14 protein-coding genes and 3 rRNA genes are annotated in these 20,564 nt (G+C 52.6%); 11 read left to right on the top strand and 6 right to left on the bottom strand.

What is annotated here, in order from left to right:
• Window positions 1-3: 3 nt before the first annotated feature.
• A complete protein-coding gene (arsH, locus tag ACW44H_RS12120; protein ID WP_457504719.1) occupies window positions 4-741 on the bottom strand; it encodes an arsenical resistance protein ArsH in 738 nt (245 codons plus the stop codon).
• A 152-nt stretch (window positions 742-893) separates the two neighbouring features.
• Here arsH and ACW44H_RS12115 point away from each other — a divergent pair, with 152 nt between their 5' ends.
• Window positions 894-1,307, top strand: coding sequence for an arsenate reductase ArsC (locus ACW44H_RS12115; protein ID WP_457504717.1), 414 nt, complete (start codon window positions 894-896; stop codon window positions 1,305-1,307).
• 24 nt (window positions 1,308-1,331) lie between these two features.
• Window positions 1,332-3,029, top strand: a complete 1,698-nt coding sequence (locus ACW44H_RS12110; protein WP_113270934.1) for a methyl-accepting chemotaxis protein — start codon at window positions 1,332-1,334, stop codon at window positions 3,027-3,029.
• Window positions 3,030-3,113: 84 nt separating this feature from the next.
• On the opposite strand, the gene ACW44H_RS12105 is transcribed toward ACW44H_RS12110, so the two are convergent.
• Window positions 3,114-4,301: an acetyl-CoA C-acyltransferase gene (locus ACW44H_RS12105; protein WP_113270935.1), complete on the bottom strand. Its 1,188-nt coding sequence runs from the start codon at window positions 4,299-4,301 to the stop codon at window positions 3,114-3,116.
• A gap of 126 nt (window positions 4,302-4,427) precedes the next feature.
• On the opposite strand from ACW44H_RS12105, the gene ACW44H_RS12100 reads away from it, so the two are divergent.
• From ACW44H_RS12100 to rlmM, 8 genes are all read left to right on the top strand, one after another.
• Window positions 4,428-4,997, top strand: a complete 570-nt coding sequence (locus ACW44H_RS12100; RefSeq protein ID WP_113270936.1) for a TetR/AcrR family transcriptional regulator — start codon at window positions 4,428-4,430, stop codon at window positions 4,995-4,997.
• A 191-nt stretch (window positions 4,998-5,188) separates the two neighbouring features.
• Window positions 5,189-6,859 (top strand): AMP-binding protein, encoded by a 1,671-nt coding sequence (locus ACW44H_RS12095; protein WP_457504714.1) that lies wholly within the window; start codon window positions 5,189-5,191, stop codon window positions 6,857-6,859.
• 26 nt (window positions 6,860-6,885) lie between these two features.
• Complete coding sequence (locus ACW44H_RS12090) at window positions 6,886-7,653, top strand: SDR family NAD(P)-dependent oxidoreductase (RefSeq protein ID WP_457504712.1); 768 nt, start codon at window positions 6,886-6,888, stop codon at window positions 7,651-7,653.
• Window positions 7,654-7,914: 261 nt separating this feature from the next.
• Complete coding sequence (locus tag ACW44H_RS12085; protein WP_457504711.1) at window positions 7,915-9,720, top strand: acyl-CoA dehydrogenase C-terminal domain-containing protein; 1,806 nt, start codon at window positions 7,915-7,917, stop codon at window positions 9,718-9,720.
• 585 nt (window positions 9,721-10,305) lie between these two features.
• Window positions 10,306-11,834: ribosomal RNA gene (locus tag ACW44H_RS12080) — 16S ribosomal RNA — on the top strand.
• Between the two features lie 247 nt (window positions 11,835-12,081).
• Window positions 12,082-14,971 (top strand): 23S ribosomal RNA (locus ACW44H_RS12075).
• Between the two features lie 152 nt (window positions 14,972-15,123).
• Window positions 15,124-15,239, top strand: a 5S ribosomal RNA gene (gene rrf, locus ACW44H_RS12070).
• The 16S, 23S and 5S rRNA genes sit together here, the layout of an rRNA operon.
• Before the next feature lie 136 nt (window positions 15,240-15,375).
• A complete protein-coding gene (gene rlmM, locus ACW44H_RS12065) occupies window positions 15,376-16,446 on the top strand; it encodes a 23S rRNA (cytidine(2498)-2'-O)-methyltransferase RlmM (RefSeq protein WP_457504709.1) in 1,071 nt (356 codons plus the stop codon).
• Between the two features lie 19 nt (window positions 16,447-16,465).
• Here rlmM and ACW44H_RS12060 read toward each other — a convergent pair whose 3' ends face one another.
• On the bottom strand, window positions 16,466-16,753 hold the full coding sequence (locus ACW44H_RS12060) for an antibiotic biosynthesis monooxygenase family protein (RefSeq protein WP_457504708.1): 288 nt from the start codon (window positions 16,751-16,753) through the stop codon (window positions 16,466-16,468).
• A 29-nt stretch (window positions 16,754-16,782) separates the two neighbouring features.
• Between ACW44H_RS12060 and tusA the strand changes: the two genes are divergently transcribed.
• A complete protein-coding gene (gene tusA, locus ACW44H_RS12055) occupies window positions 16,783-17,037 on the top strand; it encodes a sulfurtransferase TusA (RefSeq protein WP_457504706.1) in 255 nt (84 codons plus the stop codon).
• Window positions 17,038-17,197: 160 nt separating this feature from the next.
• On the opposite strand, the gene ACW44H_RS12050 is transcribed toward tusA, so the two are convergent.
• The 3 genes from ACW44H_RS12050 to ACW44H_RS12040 form a co-directional block, all read right to left on the bottom strand.
• Window positions 17,198-17,893, bottom strand: coding sequence for a hypothetical protein (locus tag ACW44H_RS12050; protein ID WP_457504705.1), 696 nt, complete (start codon window positions 17,891-17,893; stop codon window positions 17,198-17,200).
• Window positions 17,894-18,017: 124 nt separating this feature from the next.
• Complete coding sequence (locus ACW44H_RS12045) at window positions 18,018-19,022, bottom strand: DUF3080 family protein (protein WP_457504704.1); 1,005 nt, start codon at window positions 19,020-19,022, stop codon at window positions 18,018-18,020.
• A 2-nt stretch (window positions 19,023-19,024) separates the two neighbouring features.
• A complete protein-coding gene (locus ACW44H_RS12040; RefSeq protein WP_457504703.1) occupies window positions 19,025-20,443 on the bottom strand; it encodes an MATE family efflux transporter in 1,419 nt (472 codons plus the stop codon).
• Window positions 20,444-20,564: the final 121 nt, after the last annotated feature.

The following is a 20,564-nucleotide window of genomic DNA, read 5'->3' as shown; positions in this document are numbered from 1 at the left end:
CTATTAGATGGCGCGCTGGTTAACGCGCTTGGAGAGTTCTGCAGCGCTCTCTTTGCGCTCCGAATAACGATTCGTCAGCACGTCACTGCGATCACGCACTAGTAAGGTGAATTTCACCAGCTCTTCCATGACATCCACGATACGATCATAAAACGGTGAAGGCTTCATCCGATCTTTCTCATCAAACTCCATAAAGGCTTTGGGCACAGAGGACTGATTGGGAATCGTCAGCATACGCATCCAACGCCCCAAGATACGTAGCTGATTGACCGTATTGAAGGACTGCGAACCACCGCAAACCTGCATGACTGCCAATGTCTTACCCTGAGTAGGGCGGACGCCACCCAAGACAAGCGGTATCCAGTCTATTTGAGCCTTCATAATGCCGGTCATTGCGCCGTGTCGCTCCGGAGAGCACCACACCATCCCCTCTGACCATTGGGCCAATTGGCGTAGCTCATCGACTTTGGGGTGGCTGGCATCGTCAGCATCCGGTAATGGCAGCCCTCTGGGATCAAAGATTCTTGTTTCTGCGCCCATGGCATTGAGCAAGCGTGCGGCTTCCTCAACCGCTAACCGGCTGAAAGAGCGCTCACGCAGAGAGCCGTATAGCAGCAATATTTTAGGTGCGTGTTCAGTGCTATGTGGAATACCCAGCTGTTCGCTGCTGGGCGGTTCAAAGAGTGCAGCGTCTATATTAGGCAGATCATTCAGGTCGGAAAAATCAGTCGGTGAGGTCATCGCGGTTTACTCGGATTGTCTCTTATTAGCTTAATGACTCCATCATATATGTTTTTTCGTATATTTCTAGGGCAACTGTGTGCCCTGCAATATTGCCGTCATGAAGCCGGCGTAGAGTAGCAGCCATTAACTACATAAGAGGCTGTTTATTTATGGCGAAGCGCCGCGTGTTATTCCTCTGCAATGCTAACTCTGCACGGTCTCTAATGGGAGAGGCGCTGCTTCGCCATATGGCAGATGATCGTTTTGAAGCGTTTAGTGCCGGTTCTGAACCCGATGAGCCTCATCAGCTGACGCTTGAAGCGTTGCGCAAGCACGGCCTCCCTACCGAAGGCTTGCGCAGTAAATCGTTGGATGAGTTTGAAAGCGAGACCTTCGATTTTGTCGTTGTGCTCTGTGACAAGGCCCAGCAAGCCTGCCGCGATTGGCAAGGGGAGGCGGGCGAAGTGCTGTCCTGGGATATTCGTGACCCTCGTTTGATCGGCAAGTCAGATGCTTATGAGCAGGCGCTATTAGAGATTCGTCGGCGTCTGCAGCTCTGGCTGCCCCTCCACGCAACTGCTTAATCTTACTGAAAGGGGCGGGTCGAGATGAAATGGATTAACAACTTAAGCGTCAAAGCCAGTTGGACGCTCGTGTTAGTTGCCTTTAGCGGGCTGGTGGTCGTCATTGGCGCACTGGGTTTGTTCGCCAACCATTTTGGCCGTGAAGCATTTACGTCGCTTCATGAACGGGACATGGCACAAATTAGCCACCTGGATAGCGCCTACTCCCAGCTCTTGCGTGCGCGTATTCAGATGAATCGTGCGGCTGAGTTAATTCGCACACCGTCGTTCGATCGACCTGACCCATTGATAGAAGAAGCCCAGCGGTTGCTTGATGCCGCGACTGAGAATTTCAATCAATTTACAGCCAGCGACTTTGATCAAGAGCAGCAGGCGTTAGTTGATCAGTTAGCGTCAAACTTTCAATCATTTGTTAACAATAACCTCAGCCTTCAAATGATGATGCTTGAAGAGCGCGACGTATCAGGTTTTTTCTCGGGTGAGTCGCGGGTGGATGAGAGTAGTCAGCATTTTGTGGCAAGCGCCGAGGCTTTTTTAGACGCTTCCGCTCAGCGGGGAAACGCCTTGCTTATACGCTTTGAGCAGGTCTCATCACTACTTTTTTGGGGTGTGATTGCAGCGCTTGGTGCTGCGCTTTTGGTAGTGACGGTAGTGGTATGGGGCGTGCGTAAAAACGTGCTGCGCCCATTGAAGACGATCACTGGGCACTTCCAGCGCATAGCTAACGGGGATCTGTCTGCGCCGGTAACGGCGCACTCATCCAATGAAATTGGTCAGCTGTTTAGTGAGCTAGCCAGTATGCAGCTCGCTTTGACAACGACTGTTAATCGCCTCACTACCAGTAGCCAGCAGGTGTATAGCAACAGCCAGGAGATGACCGAACAGAACCAACTCCTGGCGAGCCAAACCGATACCCAAGTGTCCGCCTTGCAGCAGATGGCAGCGAGCTTGGAACAGCTTACCGCCACGGTTAATCAGAATGCCGAAAGTGCGGCCCATGTTAATCGGTCAACGGCGGATGTGTCCCATAAGGCACAGCAGGGTGATGAAGTGATTACCCAGTTTATTGCCACCATGGAGGCGATAAATGGTCATTCCGACGAGATCCAAAGCATTATTCGAATGATTGAAAGCATTGCTTTTCAAACCAATATTTTAGCGCTCAATGCATCGGTTGAAGCGGCGCGTGCCGGTGAGCATGGGCGTGGTTTTGCGGTAGTCGCCAATGAAGTGCGTGCGCTGGCAACGCGCAGTGCGAATGCCGCCAGCGAGATTCGAACTCGTATTGAAGCGTCAAGTGCGAGTATCCAACAAGGCAGTATATTGTCGCAGCAAGCAGGTGAACATACCCGTGCCATCATGCAGGCGGCGAGTAACGTGAATACGCTAATGACGCAAATTGCTCATGCATCAGAAGAGCAGCGGCGTGGCATTGAAGAGGTCAATCAGGCGGTCGTGCAAATTGATACCACCACACAAGAGACCATGCGCTTAGTCAATCAGGCTGCCCACAGCGCAGAAGGGCTATCCCAAGAGGCGTTACAGATGCGCGAGTATGCTGGTCAATTTAGTGTTACCGAGGACACCACTGGGGCAAGTCCACATTATGCTCAACAAGATGGTGTCGAATACCCTGAATGGGAGCAGCTTAGCCAAGAGGGATCAGCCATAGCACGTCCTCAGCAGGATGAAGGTAAAGCCTGTTTGCTTGTCGCCTCATAAGGTTGATCATCGATTTGCTAAACCGCCCTGGCTGACATGGCGCCAGGGCGTTAATCGAGGTGAATTAGCCTAAAAGATCGCTGGCTAATCGATTAGCTCGACGGCCACGGCCGTCGCTTCGCCGCCACCAATGCATAAACTTGCTATACCTCGTTTGCCACCCTTTGTGCGCAGCGCGTGAATCAGCGTGGCGATAATGCGCGAGCCGGTAGACCCAATCGGGTGGCCTTGGGCGCAGGCACCGCCAAAGACGTTGACCTTGCTATGGGGAAGGTCCAAGTCATCCATGGCCATCAGTGTAACCACCGCAAAGGCTTCGTTAATCTCGAATAGGTCTACGTCATTAACGCCCCAGCCCAGATTTTTCATCAGTTTTTCAATCGCCCCCACAGGGGCAATGGTGAATTCACTGGGGTGGCGTGAATGGGTTGTATGTCCCAGCATTCGGGCGAGTGGCTTAATGCCATGCTGATCTGCCGCTGCCTGGCTGGCCAAAATAAGCGCGGAAGCGCCGTCGGAAATTGAGCTAGCGTTGGCGGCGGTAATCGTACCGTCTTTAGCAAAGGCGGGGCGCAGCTGACGTATTTTGTCGAGCTTAGCTTGGAAGGGCTGCTCGTCGTGTTCGACCAAGGTTTCGCCTTGTCGGGACGTAACAGTGACGGGGGCCATCTCGGTCGCTAAGTGACCTGTGTTGGTGGCTGCCATGGCGCGTTCAAGCGAGGCAATTGCAAAATCGTCCAGGCGTTCGCGAGTGTAACCGCGATCAGAGGCGACATCCTGAGCAAATACACCCATCAGTTTGCCCGTTTCGGCATCTTCCAGCCCATCCAGAAACATATGGTCTTTCAGTTCGCCATGACCCAGCCGGTAGCCACCGCGTGCCTTGGCAAGTACATGCGGGGCGTTGGACATGGATTCCATACCCCCGGCGAGCAAAATATCGCCACTGCCCGCTTTAATTAAGTCGTGTGCAAGCATCGTTGCTTTCATGCCGGAACCACATAACTTATTGATGGTGGTGGCCCCGTTGGCATCTGGAATACCTGCTTGTCGCATTGCCTGACGAGCGGGCCCCTGCTTAACCGCTGCTGGCAGTACGCAGCCCATAATACCTTCGGTGATCGCGGCAGGATCGATGCCTGATGCTTCGATCGCTGCTTTAATAGCGACGGCGCCAAGCTGTGGTGCCGTCATGCTCGCAAGGCTACCCATCATGCCGCCCATGGGCGTGCGTTTAGCAGCTAAGAATACAATGTCGGTGGGGTTGCTCATGACTCATCTCCTTCAAATTTATTGTGATTATCATAGTGTGTAGTGGGTGATACGTTGACCCGTAAGCGGTGCTGTGGTTTTCTCAAAGGTAACCAAGCAAGCGCTAGTGTAAATGACATGAATGTAATGAATGCATCCCCTCGCCGCAAGGAATTGACGCGTCTGGCCGCTCAGCTATTCGTCCAAGAGGGCTTTGACCGTACCACCGTGCGAATGCTGGCGCAGGAAATGGGTATTAAATCCGGTAGCTTGTTTCATCATTTTAAAGATAAACAGGAAATCCTCGCAGCGGTCATCGAAGAGGGCACTCAAAATGCGTTGATAATTGCCCGCAAAGCCTTGGATGAGTGCGCCGCCGATCCTGAAATACGTCTGCGCACCATGGCCCGTGCTCATCTCGAAACCCTCTTCACTGACCGTAATGCGCACGTTGTGGCGCTTTTTGAGTGGCGTCGTCTTGACCCAGAGGCGCGTGCCCATCTTAGCCATTTACGCGATGCCTACGAGGCGCTCTGGGTTACCGTCATTGATGATGCGCTTGAGGCAGGCCTCATCCGTGGTGATCGATTTCTTGTATCCCGCTTTGTGCTTGGCGCATTGAACTGGACAGTGCGCTGGTACGACCCCAATGGCCCCCGCTCACCTGATGACCTTGCTGATGAGCTTGTCGCTATGATCATGCCTGCCTCGACTTGAGGTTTTGCTGACGACGCCTCGACCAACGTCTAACCTTACATTTTAGAAGAGTGCTTGCTCTCTGCGACGATTACTTTTAGCGTTGTTTTTAACTTAAGGCTTCCGTTAACGTCAACGGATAATTATAACGACGGAATACGTAGCTGCCCTTTTTACTCTGTGCTCATTACCAACTACATAAGAGAGCCACCATGACAGCGACACCACAATCCTTACCCGACTACCAGAATTACCTAGATACCTTCTCCATTGATAATGTCATTGCCCGCCTGGATGATCATCGGGACGGCTTGCTTAATGCTTATGAAGCCTGCTGTGGTCGCCATGTGCGAGCCGGGCGTGGCGATGTGCTAGCGCTGGTTCAAGAGGATACCCAAGGGGCCATCCATACCTTGACCTACGCCGAGTTAGACGAGTACAGCGCTAAGTTGGCGGGGTGGTTTCAAGCCCAAGGGCTAGGCAAAGGCGACCGCATTGCTTGCATGCTACCGCGGTCACCACAATTATTAATTGCGGTGCTGGCGACATGGCGGATTGGCGCGGTTTACCAGCCTCTGTTTACCGCATTTGGGCCCGATGCCGTCGATTATCGGCTCGGACGTGCGGGCACTAAACTAGTGATCACCGATCACGCCAATCGCTATAAATTCGATGGCCTCAGCCAATGCCCGCCAGTATTGGCAGTAGGCGGCGCAACCAGAGAGCACGCGGATGACCATGATTGGCAAGCGTCGTTGACGCATACGTCAATGAGCGATAAGCCGCCGCGACTCTCACCCGAAGAACCGTTCTTGCAAATGTTCACTTCGGGTACCGTGGGCAAGCCGAAAGGCGTTGCTGTTCCACTGGCGGGGATGACCGCTTTTGCAATCTATATGGAACTCGCCATTGACCTACGTGACGATGACCGCTTCTGGAACATGGCCGATCCTGGCTGGGCCTATGGTCTTTACTATGCCATCGCAGGCCCATTGCTGTTGGGTGTGACAACTCATTTCTGCGAAGCAGGGTTTAGTGCCGAAGGAGCGCTGGCGTTTATGAAACGTCACCACATTACCAATTTTGCCGCCGCCCCGACCGCATATCGCCTGATGAAAGCATCGGGCCTGTTCGATGACGCCTATGAAACGCTAGAGCTGCGTGCAGCCAGCTCGGCAGGTGAGCCTTTGAATACTGAAGTGGTCACCTGGGTGGAGAGGTCGCTGGGTTGCCCGGTCATGGACCACTACGGCCAAACCGAAACCGGAATGACCTGTAACAACCATCATTCTCTTGATCACCTTAAGCATGTGGGTGCGATGGGTGTGCCGATGCCGGGTTATCGCTTGGCGATTTTGGATGCAGAGTATCATGAGCTGCCTGCCGGAGAGCCTGGCGTGCTCGCCGTGGATATCAAGAACTCCCCCGCGCATTTTTTTCAGGGTTATACCTGGCAAGAGAAGAATCCGTTTGTGGAAGGTTATTACCTCACGGGTGACGTGGTTATACGCAACGAAGATGGCACCTTCCAATTTGCGGGACGTGACGACGATATTATTACCACGGCGGGTTATCGGGTTGGGCCAACGGATGTCGAGAACAGTGTAATGACGCACCCTGCCGTCGCAGAGTCAGCAGCAGTAGGGCAGCCCGATGAAATTCGGGGTGAAGTCATTAAATCGTATGTTGTGCTGCGCGAAGGCTTTGAGGCCAGCGATGAGTTGGCTGAAGAGATCCGCAAGCGTGTCCGCGAGCGGCTCTCCACGCACGCGTTTCCTCGCATTATTGAGTTTGTTGATGAACTGCCCAAAACCCCAAGCGGCAAAATTCAGCGTTTTAAATTGCGTGCCCAGGCGGCGGAAGATGCTAAGACTGGCGAATAAATACAACGACCATAGGGAATACGGTTATGCAGGTTAAGGACAGTACTTTTTTAATTACCGGTGCCGCCTCAGGGTTGGGTGCAGCAACCGCCGAGCGGTTAGTCGCCGCTGGCGCGCGTGTGGTGTTATGCGACCTGAACGATAGCGTCAACAGTCATGCACAACAGTTGGGGGTAAATGCGCGTGCCTTTATGGCAGATATCACCTCTGCTGAGCAAATGCAGCAGGCGATCGATGCGGCGGTAGCGTTGGGTGGTGAGCGCGGCCTTTCAGGCGTAGTGCATTGTGCGGGCGTGGTTAGCGTGGCGAAGCTGGTTGATCGCGAGGGTAACCCGGCTGACTTAGAAAGCTATGCGAAAACGATCAATATCAATCTGGTCGGTACCTTTAACGTTATGCGCCTGGCGGCAGCGGCGATGGCTAAAAATAACCCCACAGAGAGTGGTGAGCGCGGGGTGATCATTAATACCGCATCTATTGCTGCTTTTGATGGGCAGGTAGGGCAGTGCGCGTATAGTGCCTCTAAAGCCGGTGTTGTCGGTATGAGCCTTCCCGCTGCGCGCGAGCTTTCAAGGCATGCTATTCGAGTCATGGCGATTGCGCCTGGTGTGTTTGAAACGCCAATGATGAGCGAGATCCCTGATGAGGCTGCTCAGGCCTTAGCGGCTGCAGTGCCCTTCCCTAAACGGTTGGGTCGACCGGATGAGTTTGCACAACTAGCGGAGCAGATCATCACCAATGCCATGCTCAATGGTGAAGTGATTCGCCTAGACGGCGGTATTCGGATGCAGTAATCCTTTCGAGTAACGGTTCTAAAATGACTCGTCAGCTTTTGGCTGGCGAGTTTTTTTGTGTCGAGTGCTCAAAGGCAAGGGACATGAAGATCCTAATGTTAAGAGACTGAACGACTAAAGTTGTAGTGGTTTAAGAGAGTAAATTCAAACAGTCGCTTGACTCTGCAGGGCGCCCACGCTAGTTTTCAAACATGTGTTTGAATGCCGTTTGGTCAGAATCATTCATTAGGCTTTCAATCCCCCCGTTTTAGGAGACATGCGATGCCCAGTTATCAGGCCCCTCTGCGCGATATGCGTTTCGTCATGGACGAAATGCTTGATTACCCCACCCACTATGCGCGCCTGCCAAGCGGTGACGAAGCATCGCCTGATGTCGTCAGCGCCATTTTGGAAGAGGGGGCCCGCTTTGCCCGTGACGTACTACTTCCCATCAATCAAAGTGGCGATGAAGAGGGTTGCCTACTAGAAGGGGGCGAAGTTAAAGCGCCTAATGGTTTTAAAGAAGCTTACCAGCAGTACGTAGAAGGTGGCTGGCCGAGTCTGGCAGCCGACCCTGAGCATGGCGGGCAGGGGCTGCCACCTTCGCTAGCGATGCTACTCTCGGAAATGATCTGTGCCACTAACCTCGCGTGGGGAATGTATCCGGGCTTATCACACGGTGCAGCCGATGCACTTAAGCATCATGGTACCGATGAGCAGAAGTCGACCTATCTTACCAAGCTGGTTGAAGGTGTCTGGACGGGCACCATGTGCCTGACCGAGCCGCACTGCGGTACTGACCTTGGTTTGATCAAGACGCGGGCTGTGCCTGCTGATGGCGACGCCTATGCAATTACCGGCACCAAGATTTTTATTTCCGCCGGTGAGCACGATCTGGCCGAGAATATTATTCACCTGGTGCTGGCCAAGCTGCCTGACGCGCCGGAAGGCTCTAAAGGCATTTCTCTGTTTGTGGTGCCCAAGTTCTTGCCTGATGCTCAAGGCAATGTTGGCGAGCGCAATGCCGTTAGCTGTGGTTCGCTTGAGCACAAAATGGGGATCCATGGTAACGCCACCTGTGTAATGAATTTCGATGGTGCCACCGGTTATCTGGTCGGGCCGCCGAATAAGGGCCTGGCATGCATGTTCACTATGATGAACGCTGCCCGCCTGGGCGTGGGTATTCAAGGGCTGGGTTTGATTGAAGCCAGTTTCCAGAACTCGCTGAGCTACGCGCGCGATCGTTTACAGATGCGTGGGTTGTCGGGCAAGCAGGCGCCCGATAAACCTGCCGATCCTATCATCGTCCATCCCGATGTCCGTCGTATGCTGCTGACTCAGAAAGCCTTTGCCGAAGGTGGGCGCATGCTGGTGCTTTACACCGCCCAAATGCTTGACCTTGTTGAGCATGGGCAGCCAGGTGAAGAGCGAGATCACGCTGAAACCCTGCTCGGTCTGCTAACGCCCATTGTTAAAGCCTTTCTGACCGAAGTCGGTTTTGAGAGCACTAATGAAGGGGTGCAGATTTATGGCGGCCACGGCTTTATAAAAGAGTGGGGCATGGAGCAGTTGGTGCGCGATGCGCGTATTACCCGCTTATATGAAGGCACCACCGGCATTCAGGCGCTCGACCTACTGGGCCGTAAAGTGCTCATGAGTCAGGGCGAAACTCTGAAAGTGTTTACCAAGGAGATTCATAAGTTCTGTAAAGCTGAAGCTGATAATCCCGCGCTTAAAGAGTTTGTTGTGCCGCTTTCCAAGCTAAATGCAGAGTGGGGTGAGCTGACTATGGGTGTGGGCATGAAGGCGATGCAAGACCGCGAGGAAGTAGGTGCGGCGAGCGTTGATTACCTTATGTACTCAGGCTACGTCACCCTGGCGTACCTATTTGCTCGCGCGGCCAAGCATGCGTCTGTATCTCTAGAAGGTGACGATAAAGCTTTTTATGCCGCCAAGTTGAATACGGCTCGCTTCTATTACCAGCGACTATTGCCACGCACCAAAGCTCATGCACAGATGATTCAGTCAGGCGCTTCCAGCCTAATGGCCATCTCCAGCGAAGACTTTGGTTTAGGTTTTGAAATTTGAATATTGGTTTTGGGGTGGTAAGACGCCACTAAGAAGCACTCTCTGATCAGGCGTTCTGATCGGTGGTTTGCGGCAGAAGGGAAACCTCCTGCCGCTTTTTTATCGTCTATACTTATTTTGCTTGCTATATTGGTATTCAGGCTTTAGAGTACGCATCCGCTGCCGGGGACGCCAAGCGTTACCAGCGGTGAATGAAGGTGAAAACCTTCGGTTTGTCAGATAGTTAGCGATTTCGTGTCAGAGTTGTAGAGATGACAAAAATCGCACATTGACAACCGCCAGGAAATGTGTAGAATACGCCTTCCTCGCTGAGGCAAGCCAAGTCAACGGCTAGCCGGGTAGCTTAGTTAGTTACCGCAGCGAAACAGCTCTTTAACAATTTGATCAGGTAATTCATGTGGGCGCTTGCTGATGTTGGTGACAAATCACCAAATATCAAGGCAAGCGAACATATCGATACTCTTCATGTCGTTGCTTTTAAGCAACGTTGTGAAATTGGTATCACAGTGAATTCGTTTGAACCTTGAGCCAAGTTTGATCCGCTTTTGTTGCTTTCGAGTGACGAGTAAGGATCACAATGATTTTAAACTGAAGAGTTTGATCATGGCTCAGATTGAACGCTGGCGGCAGGCCTAACACATGCAAGTCGAGCGGTAACAGGTCCTTCGGGATGCTGACGAGCGGCGGACGGGTGAGTAATGCATAGGAATCTGCCCGGTAGTGGGGGATAACCTGGGGAAACCCAGGCTAATACCGCATACGTCCTACGGGAGAAAGGGGGCTCCGGCTCCCGCTATTGGATGAGCCTATGTCGGATTAGCTGGTTGGTGAGGTAATGGCTCACCAAGGCAACGATCCGTAGCTGGTCTGAGAGGATGATCAGCCACATCGGGACTGAGACACGGCCCGAACTCCTACGGGAGGCAGCAGTGGGGAATATTGGACAATGGGGGCAACCCTGATCCAGCCATGCCGCGTGTGTGAAGAAGGCCTTCGGGTTGTAAAGCACTTTCAGCGAGGAAGAACGCCTGGCGGTTAATACCCGCCAGGAAAGACATCACTCGCAGAAGAAGCACCGGCTAACTCCGTGCCAGCAGCCGCGGTAATACGGAGGGTGCAAGCGTTAATCGGAATTACTGGGCGTAAAGCGCGCGTAGGTGGCTTGATAAGCCGGTTGTGAAAGCCCCGGGCTCAACCTGGGAACGGCATCCGGAACTGTCAGGCTAGAGTGCAGGAGAGGAAGGTAGAATTCCCGGTGTAGCGGTGAAATGCGTAGAGATCGGGAGGAATACCAGTGGCGAAGGCGGCCTTCTGGACTGACACTGACACTGAGGTGCGAAAGCGTGGGTAGCAAACAGGATTAGATACCCTGGTAGTCCACGCCGTAAACGATGTCGACCAGCCGTTGGGTGCCTAGCGCACTTTGTGGCGAAGTTAACGCGATAAGTCGACCGCCTGGGGAGTACGGCCGCAAGGTTAAAACTCAAATGAATTGACGGGGGCCCGCACAAGCGGTGGAGCATGTGGTTTAATTCGATGCAACGCGAAGAACCTTACCTACCCTTGACATCCTGCGAACCCGGAAGAGATTCCGGGGTGCCTTCGGGAACGCAGAGACAGGTGCTGCATGGCTGTCGTCAGCTCGTGTTGTGAAATGTTGGGTTAAGTCCCGTAACGAGCGCAACCCTTGTCCTTATTTGCCAGCGAGTAATGTCGGGAACTCTAAGGAGACTGCCGGTGACAAACCGGAGGAAGGTGGGGACGACGTCAAGTCATCATGGCCCTTACGGGTAGGGCTACACACGTGCTACAATGGCCGGTACAAAGGGCTGCGAGCTCGCGAGAGTCAGCGAATCCCTTAAAGCCGGTCTCAGTCCGGATCGGAGTCTGCAACTCGACTCCGTGAAGTCGGAATCGCTAGTAATCGTGAATCAGAATGTCACGGTGAATACGTTCCCGGGCCTTGTACACACCGCCCGTCACACCATGGGAGTGGACTGCACCAGAAGTGGTTAGCCTAACGCAAGAGGGCGATCACCACGGTGTGGTTCATGACTGGGGTGAAGTCGTAACAAGGTAGCCGTAGGGGAACCTGCGGCTGGATCACCTCCTTAAACGATGCGTCACAGTCAGTAAGCGTCCACAATGAATTACCTGATCAGATAGCTGTTGATGAGCAGTGATAAGCCACACGCCTAGAGCGTTGCCTTATCACTGCTTCTAGCAGTCGCTCTTTAACAATGTATATCATGCTGACAAGAACACTTCTTAGGAAGTGCTTCTTAAATTGTGATACGTCTCAAGCGTATCCGGCAAAATGAAACGTTATCATTGCGAACCCCAGACTCCTTCGGGTTATAGGGTCAAGCAATGAAGCGCACACGGTGGATGCCTAGGCAGCCAGAGGCGATGAAAGACGTGGTAGCCTGCGATAAGGTTCGGTGAGGTGGCAACAACCTGTGACCCGGACATCTCTGAATGGGGAAACCCACTCATCATAAGATGAGTATCGTGCATTGAATACATAGATGTACGAGGCGAACCAGGGGAACTGAAACATCTAAGTACCCTGAGGAAAAGAAATCAACCGAGATTCCCCTAGTAGCGGCGAGCGAACGGGGACCAGCCCTTAAGCATGAGACTGATTAGGCGAACGCGTTGGGAAGCGCGGCCGTAGCGGGTGATAGCCCCGTAGTCGAAAATCTGATCATGTGAAATCGAGTAGGTCGGGGCACGAGAAACCTTGACTGAAGACGGGGGGACCATCCTCCAAGGCTAAATACTCCTGGCTGACCGATAGTGAACCAGTACCGTGAGGGAAAGGCGAAAAGAACCCCGGAGAGGGGAGTGAAATAGATCCTGAAACCGTGTGCGTACAAGCAGTAGGAGCAGACTTGTTCTGTGACTGCGTACCTTTTGTATAATGGGTCAGCGACTTATATTCAGTGGCGAGGTTAACCGTATAGGGGAGCCGTAGGGAAACCGAGTCTTAACTGGGCGACACAGTCGCTGGATATAGACCCGAAACCGAGCGATCTATCCATGAGCAGGGTGAAGATTGAGTAACATCAATTGGAGGCCCGAACCAGGATCTGTTGAAAAAGATTTGGATGACTTGTGGATCGGAGTGAAAGGCTAATCAAGCTCGGAGATAGCTGGTTCTCCTCGAAAGCTATTTAGGTAGCGCCTCATGTAGTACCGCCGGGGGTAGAGCACTGTTTCGGCTAGGGGGTCATCCCGACTTACCAACCCGAGGCAAACTCCGAATACCGGTGAGTAACGCGTGGGAGACACACGGCGGGTGCTAACGTCCGTCGTGAAAAGGGAAACAACCCAGACCGTCAGCTAAGGTCCCGAAATCCTGGTTAAGTGGGAAACGATGTGGGAAGGCTCAGACAGCTAGGAGGTTGGCTTAGAAGCAGCCATCCTTTAAAGAAAGCGTAATAGCTCACTAGTCGAGTCGGCCTGCGCGGAAGATGTAACGGGGCTAAACCAGGTACCGAAGCTACGGGTTCACACTTAGGTGTGAGCGGTAGAGGAGCGTCGTGTAAGCCAATGAAGGTGAATTGAGAAGTTCGCTGGAGGTATCACGAGTGCGAATGCTGACATGAGTAACGATAAAGGGAGTGAAAAACTCCCTCGCCGGAAGACCAAGGGTTTCTGTTCGACGCTAATCGGAGCAGAGTGAGTCGGCCCCTAAGGCGAGGCCGAAAGGCGTAGTCGATGGGAAACGGGTCAATATTCCCGTACCGGACATGGTTGCGATGGGGGGACGAAGAAGGCTAGGTGAGCCAGGCGTTGGTTGTCCTGGTGAAAGCATGTAGGCCGAGATCTTAGGCAAATCCGGGATCTTAAAGCCGAGATGCGAAACGAACTGACCACGGTCAGGAAGTCACTGATGCCACGCTTCCAGGAAAAGCCTCTAAGCTTCAGATCATGTGCGACCGTACCCCAAACCGACACAGGTGGTCAGGGTGAGAATCCCAAGGCGCTTGAGAGAACTCGGGTGAAGGAACTAGGCAAAATGGTGCCGTAACTTCGGGAGAAGGCACGCCGGCGTAGGGTGATGAGACTTGCTCTCTAAGCCCGAACCGGTCGAAGATACCAGGTGGCTGCAACTGTTTATTAAAAACACAGCACTCTGCTAACGCGCAAGCGGACGTATAGGGTGTGACGCCTGCCCGGTGCCGGAAGGTTAAATGATGGTGTTAGCCGTAAGGCGAAGCTCTTGATTGAAGCCCCGGTAAACGGCGGCCGTAACTATAACGGTCCTAAGGTAGCGAAATTCCTTGTCGGGTAAGTTCCGACCTGCACGAATGGCGTAATGATGGCCACGCTGTCTCCACCCGAGACTCAGTGAAATTGAAATCGCCGTGAAGATGCGGTGTACCCGCGGCTAGACGGAAAGACCCCGTGAACCTTTACTATAGCTTCACACTGGACGCTGATGTTGCCTGTGTAGGATAGCTGGGAGGCTTTGAACTTCGGACGCCAGTTCGAAGGGAGCCAACCTTGAAATACCAGCCTGGCATCATTGGCGTTCTCACTCAGGTCCGTTATCCGGATCGAGGACAGTGTGTGGTGGGTAGTTTGACTGGGGCGGTCTCCTCCTAAAGAGTAACGGAGGAGCACGAAGGTACCCTCAGCACGGTCGGACATCGTGCATTGAGTGCAAGAGCATAAGGGTGCTTGACTGCGAGACAGACACGTCGAGCAGGTGCGAAAGCAGGTTCTAGTGATCCGGTGGTTCTGTATGGAAGGGCCATCGCTCAACGGATAAAAGGTACTCCGGGGATAACAGGCTGATACCGCCCAAGAGTTCACATCGACGGCGGTGTTTGGCACCTCGATGTCGGCTCATCACATCCTGGGGCTGAAGTCGGTCCCAAGGGTATGGCTGTTCGCCATTTAAAGTGGTACGCGAGCTGGGTTTAGAACGTCGTGAGACAGTTCGGTCCCTATCTGCCGTGGGCGTTGGATGTTTGAGAAGGGCTGCTCCTAGTACGAGAGGACCGGAGTGGACGACCCTCTGGTGTTCCGGTTGTCACGCCAGTGGCATTGCCGGGTAGCTATGGTCGGACGGGATAACCGCTGAAAGCATCTAAGCGGGAAGCCCCCTTCAAGATGAGACATCCCTGAGGCCTAGAGCCTCCTGAAGGGCCCAGCGAGACCAGCTGGTTGATAGGCACGGTGTGGAAGCGCTGCAAGGCGTTGAGCTAACGTGTACTAATGGCCCGTGAGGCTTGACCCTATAACACCCAAGGGGTCTGGTCGTGATGATAACGACACATGAAACACCGGATACGCAGCGTGTGGCCTGACTCAGACGAGCAGGCGGCAGGCGGCAGGCAATGAGACGATCGCAATTTAGCAATACCAGCATGATATACATAGCCAGTTACGCCTGACGACCATAGCGAGCGTGAACCACCTGATCCCTTGCCGAACTCAGCAGTGAAACCGCTTAGCGCCGATGGTAGTGTGGGGTCTCCCCATGCGAGAGTAGGTCATCGTCAGGCACTTATACCGCAGAAAACCCAGCCACCCGGCTGGGTTTTTTGTTGGCTGGAAGAAAATAATAGTGGATAAATGCTATGATGCGCCCCAATTAATTAGGCAGCCCTCACCGTTTGTGATGGGCGGAATCGAGGTGAAGTGGTGAGTGAAACGGTACCTACGTCATGGTTAGTTTACTGCCGTCCTGGGTTTGAGAGTGATGCACTGGCAGAGCTACAGCATCACGCCGCATTACAGGGCATCGCCTGTGAATCAACTCATGGGGAAGGGTGGGTAAGCTTAACGCGTGTCGATGGCGAAGCGGTGAATGATTTACACCGTCAGGCAGCGTTTAAAACGCTTATTTTCGCGCGCCAGAGCTTAGCGGCTTTGCCTGCACTCACTCTTTCTCGTGACGATCGTCTTACCGCCATTTTGGAACAAGTGAAAGCTAGCCGCTGGAGCTTTGAAGAGATTTGGCACGAAACGCCGGATACCAACGATGGAAAAGCCTTAGCCGGGCTGATTAAAGCGCTGACAAGGCCGTTGGCAAGCATGCTGAAAAAACGTGGTGCGCTGAAGCGGAGTGCGGGGGGCAGGCGATTACATATTTTCTGGACTGATGGTGATCAAGTTCAGTTGGCGATGAGCTTTCCAGGCAATCGTAGTGAGCTGGTTAATGGTATTCGTCGATTGCGCTTTCCTTCCCGTGCTCCTAGTCGCTCAACGCTCAAGTTGGAAGAAGCATGGCATGAGTTTATTCCCCGCGAGGAGTGGGACTTACGGCTTGCGCCGCATATGCAGGCAGCTGATTTAGGCGCTGCCCCAGGCGGTTGGACATGGCAGCTGGTTCAGCGAGGCATGTACGTGTATGCCATTGATAATGGTCCTATGGATACGCCGTTGATGAAGACAGGGCAGATAGACCACCTGAAAGAGGACGGGTTTACCTGGGAACCGCCGCAACGGTTGGACTGGCTAGTCTGCGATATTGTTGATAAGCCAGTACGAGTGCTGGCGATGGTAGAGCGCTGGCTAGTGCGTAAATGGTGCAAAGAGGCGATTTTTAACCTCAAATTGCCCATGAAGAAGCGCTGGGATGAAGTAACACGCTGTTTAACTGCACTGGATGAGACACTGGCGAAAGCAGGAGTGCAGGCTAATGTATCATGCCGCCACCTCTATCATGACCGTGAAGAGGTAACGGTGCACGTCAGGATTAAAGATTGATAGATTCGATAACGGTGGTTTAATAGCCGGGCTCGTAGATGCGGATGGTTTCATCTTCGGTTAACAGCGGTAAAATACGCTGCATGGCCATCGCCCGCGCTTCGCTTGAATGCCACTCTTTCCAGGCGCGGATGTCACGCCATTTAGTAATCATCAGTCGGCGATCGGTATGACCCAGTTCAACAAGCGTTTCCCCACCGATGAAACCTCTTATGCCTAAGGAGACACGCATAGCTTCCCGCGCTGCTTGCTCAAATTCTTCTTCAAGACCGGGCATAATTCGCCGTTCGATGATAACTTTAATCATACGTTCTACTTCCTACATCGAGGATATTAATGGCTGATAATACGGGTACATTACCCTGCTACGATGCGGTATTAGATACCACGGGGCTGTACTGTCCTGAGCCGATTATGCTGATGCATAACAAAGTTCGCGACATGGCGTCGGGTCAAGTACTTAAGGTGATTGCTACCGACCCAGCCACCACGCGTGATGTGCCGAAGTTTTGTCAGTTTTTAGGGCATGAATTGCTTGAGCAGGACATCGCCTCGTCGGGTAACTACCTCTACTTTATCCGTTTAGCCTAATGTTTTGAACCAAGGTTTTTTGAACCAAGGCTCTATGACTCTCGGCACAAGAGCCTTCAAATAAAATGCCCAGTAATGTAAAGCAATGAAACCCTATCGAGGACCAAATCATTTGGTTCTGAATTGGCCTCGTCTGTCGTAATAGAGCGGTTAAGAGTCCTTAATCAGTCGCCACTACCATCATGGCTAACGCATCCAACGTCACGGGGTCTTCTTCCAATATACGATTAGCGATATGACGTTGGAAAAAGTAAACGGTTTGATGGCGGGTGTGGGCGCTGTAAAGACATTTGTCGCCTAGCAAAATTGGCGTCATTGTAGCTTTTTGCTCGTCGGCAAGCAGGGCATCTAGACTACCGTCACTATAGAGACGCCAGCCATAAACGGGTTTCATATGCCAGGGTGAATTAGGATGGTTCATGCACAACGCATGAGTACCTAGGGTGTCGGGAATTTGTTGAATGAGGGTAACCTCGCCAGAGGCCTCATAATCAAAGTATTCAGCCGCCGCGACGAGCTCATGAAATTTGTGATCCGGTGGTGCATCAAAAATTTCTTCAGTTTCAGGATCGCGATATCCCACAAAGTAGCCGTTCTCCTGGTTATCCAGGTCGTGACAAGCTGCCAATGTTTCCATCCATGGTACTAAACCAAAGACGCTACCATCCTCTCTTAACCCCCAGGCCAAAATAGGCATGCCGTAATAGGCACCTGGGCTCGCAGCGAGTTGATACACCATTTCTAAGCCATCTAGCTCAGGTGCTAAACGGACTAGGCACTTTTGCGCCTGCTGACGCTGACGCACGGTATCCAGGTCGATAACCTGGGCAGAGCGGGGTGACAGGGATGCGCCCATTGTGTCCCTCCTTGTGCTGCGTGGTCATCACATTGGCAAAGCAGATTTATGGCCTGCCTCGTTACTCACCTCTCTCTTTCACCAATAGCACAAGTTGCTCATAAGGTTAAGGGTTCTGCCGTTTTTAATTCTCGGAGCAAGGAGGGAAGCGGGCTCGGAGCGCTTGATGCTCAAGGCGTGCCTGCTGAAATTGCCCCCAGGGCGCATGGCTATTGTTTAGTGACAGCCAGCGTGCTTGATAGCGCTGGATGGCATCAGGTTTTTTTACCTGTTGTGCGTCAATTAAGCGATTAATGGCGGTTAGCCACTGCTTAGCCGTGTTTGATAAATGCTCAAGGGGCTGTTTCTCCCAGTCACTCAAACAAGGGGTGGCATCGTCGCCTCGTTGCGCCAAGTGTCGAGCCAACAATGCATTAGCTTCCGTTAAACGTTGACTAGCGAGTAACAGCGCACGCAAAATTTCGGCCGTCAGGGGTCGTCCTTGCAGCGTTTTTAAATGGTTTTCGAGCGTAGAAGAGTCTTGCTGCCATTCGGAGTCAAACTGATGGTCAGTCATTTGTTGCAAGTAATCGATGGCTTCAAGTTGGCTCGTAATAGCCGTTTCATCGGTACTGGTTAATGGCTTGCTTGCACGCGAAAAGCTTTTAACCCACTCGCTGGAATCGAAAATAGCGTTCCAACTGACCGCTGGTAGCTGTGCTGTTTTAGTCGCCGTCAGTTGTTGCAGGCGGGTACGATTTTCATCGCTTAATTGTTCTGGAACATCACTATTCCAGCAGTCACTTAATCGTTGCCATAGTGCACGCTCATATAACCATTGCTGGCTAGGCGGTGCTACGCGCCCGAGTTGGTTGTTACGTGCCGCTATCAGCGAGGTGATTTGGCATTCGCGCAAGGCGTAAATATTCAACATGCTATCCCTTGTTTCAGGAATATCAATAAGCCGGTCTGAGCGCTCAGGGAAATCACCGATATTAATGGGGTCAGCACGCTCAACGTCTGCCTGTTCAAGGTCAGTGGCGATTTGCTGATGATACATCTGCCATTGTTGCTCGGCGGGATTGCCGTCACAGCCAAACAGTAGGGAGCTCATAATGAGCGTGAGAGCAAGGTTTCCCCATCGAGCCATACTTACCCCCGAATACTGATGCGCTGTAAGCGCCAGGCTAGTAGCAGTGCAGCCGTGCTTAAGCCCGCAATCAAACCTATCCAATAACCGTGAACCCCGAGAGGGGCGACCATGCCACCTACCCCTCGCGAGCCCAGCCAGTGCCCGCCCCCTAAACCCACTACCCAGTAGGAGAGCACTGTAATCACCATCACAATGCGGGTATCTTTATAGCCGCGCAAAGCACCTGCTAAATTAACCTGTAGCGAGTCAGAAAGCTGGAAAATCACGGCCAAGGCAATGATCGATAGCGCTAACGCCTGTATTTCGCTGTTTGAGGTATAAAGTGCAATGACGGGAACGGCACTAAACCATAAGAAAATGCTGTTAATGACGGCTACGATGACGCTAATAACAATGCCATTCCAGGCGACCTGGCGCGCTAGCGTTAAACGCTGTTGGCCTAGGGTATTACCTACCCTTACGGTAAGCGCCATACTGAGTGATAGTGGCAACATAAACAGTATTGAGGTGAAACTTAGCGCTATTTGGTGAGCTCCTACGGTGACTTCCCCAAAGCTGGCAATAAAGAGCGCAATGAGCGTGAATAAGGTGACTTCAACAAAAATTGCCACACCGATAGGAACACCCACTACTACTAATTCACGTATACCCGGCCATTGGGGGGGCGTCAGTGTTTGCCAAATCGCAACGCTTTTATAAGTACTTCCAATGCGCGTGTAGTAAGCCATAGCCAACGCCATCGTCCACATCGAGAGTGCGGTAGCGATACCACAGCCAAAGGCTCCCAGCGCGGGTAATCGTTGCAGGCTGCCAGGAACCCAGTTGCCGAATAGTCCAATTAAACCATCGCCGCCATAGATCAGAAGATAGTTGGCAGGAATATTCACACCTAAACCAACAAGGCTGATCCACAATGCTGGACGCGTATGGTTCATGCCATCAGAAAATGCCCTTAGTGCCTGAAACAACGCAATGCCAGGCATACCGAAGGCAACCGCAGAAAGGTAGGCAGAAGACTGGCGTGCAACCGCAGGGGGAACGTTCATTAAGTCGAAAATGGGCATAACCGCTGACCAGAGTAGTAAGGCCGCGACGATCCCTAGTAGTAGGGCAATCCAGAGCGCTTGGTGGACGGCAGGACGAATAGCCGTGTGGCGCTTTCCACCAAGCAAATGGGCAGTAATCGGCGTGAGCCCCATCAGGGTGCCTGTCATGAACAGCATCAACGGCATCCAGAGGCTTGAGCCTACCGATACAGCCGCGAGCGACGTTGCATCATGTCGGCCTGTCATCATGACATCAACAACACTCATCCCTGCTTGGGCCAATTGGGCACCGCAAATAGGTAATGCCAAGTAGATGAGGGCACGGCTCTCTGGCCAATACACCGATTTAACCTGTTGAGTGAAATCGCCCAATGGGTAGGCTCCTGATCGACGAATTAAACTATAAAAAAAAGCGATAGGTTAGCAGGGATGCCTATACCTTGCTGCCCTGGATTTAGGTTATCTCTGTAAGGCCGTTATACTTTGTCAAACG

The sequence above is a fragment of the Vreelandella sulfidaeris Esulfide1 genome (genome assembly GCF_054072535.1).
Note: the sequence above shows the minus strand (reverse complement) of the source record. Positions and strands in the feature narration are given on the sequence as shown.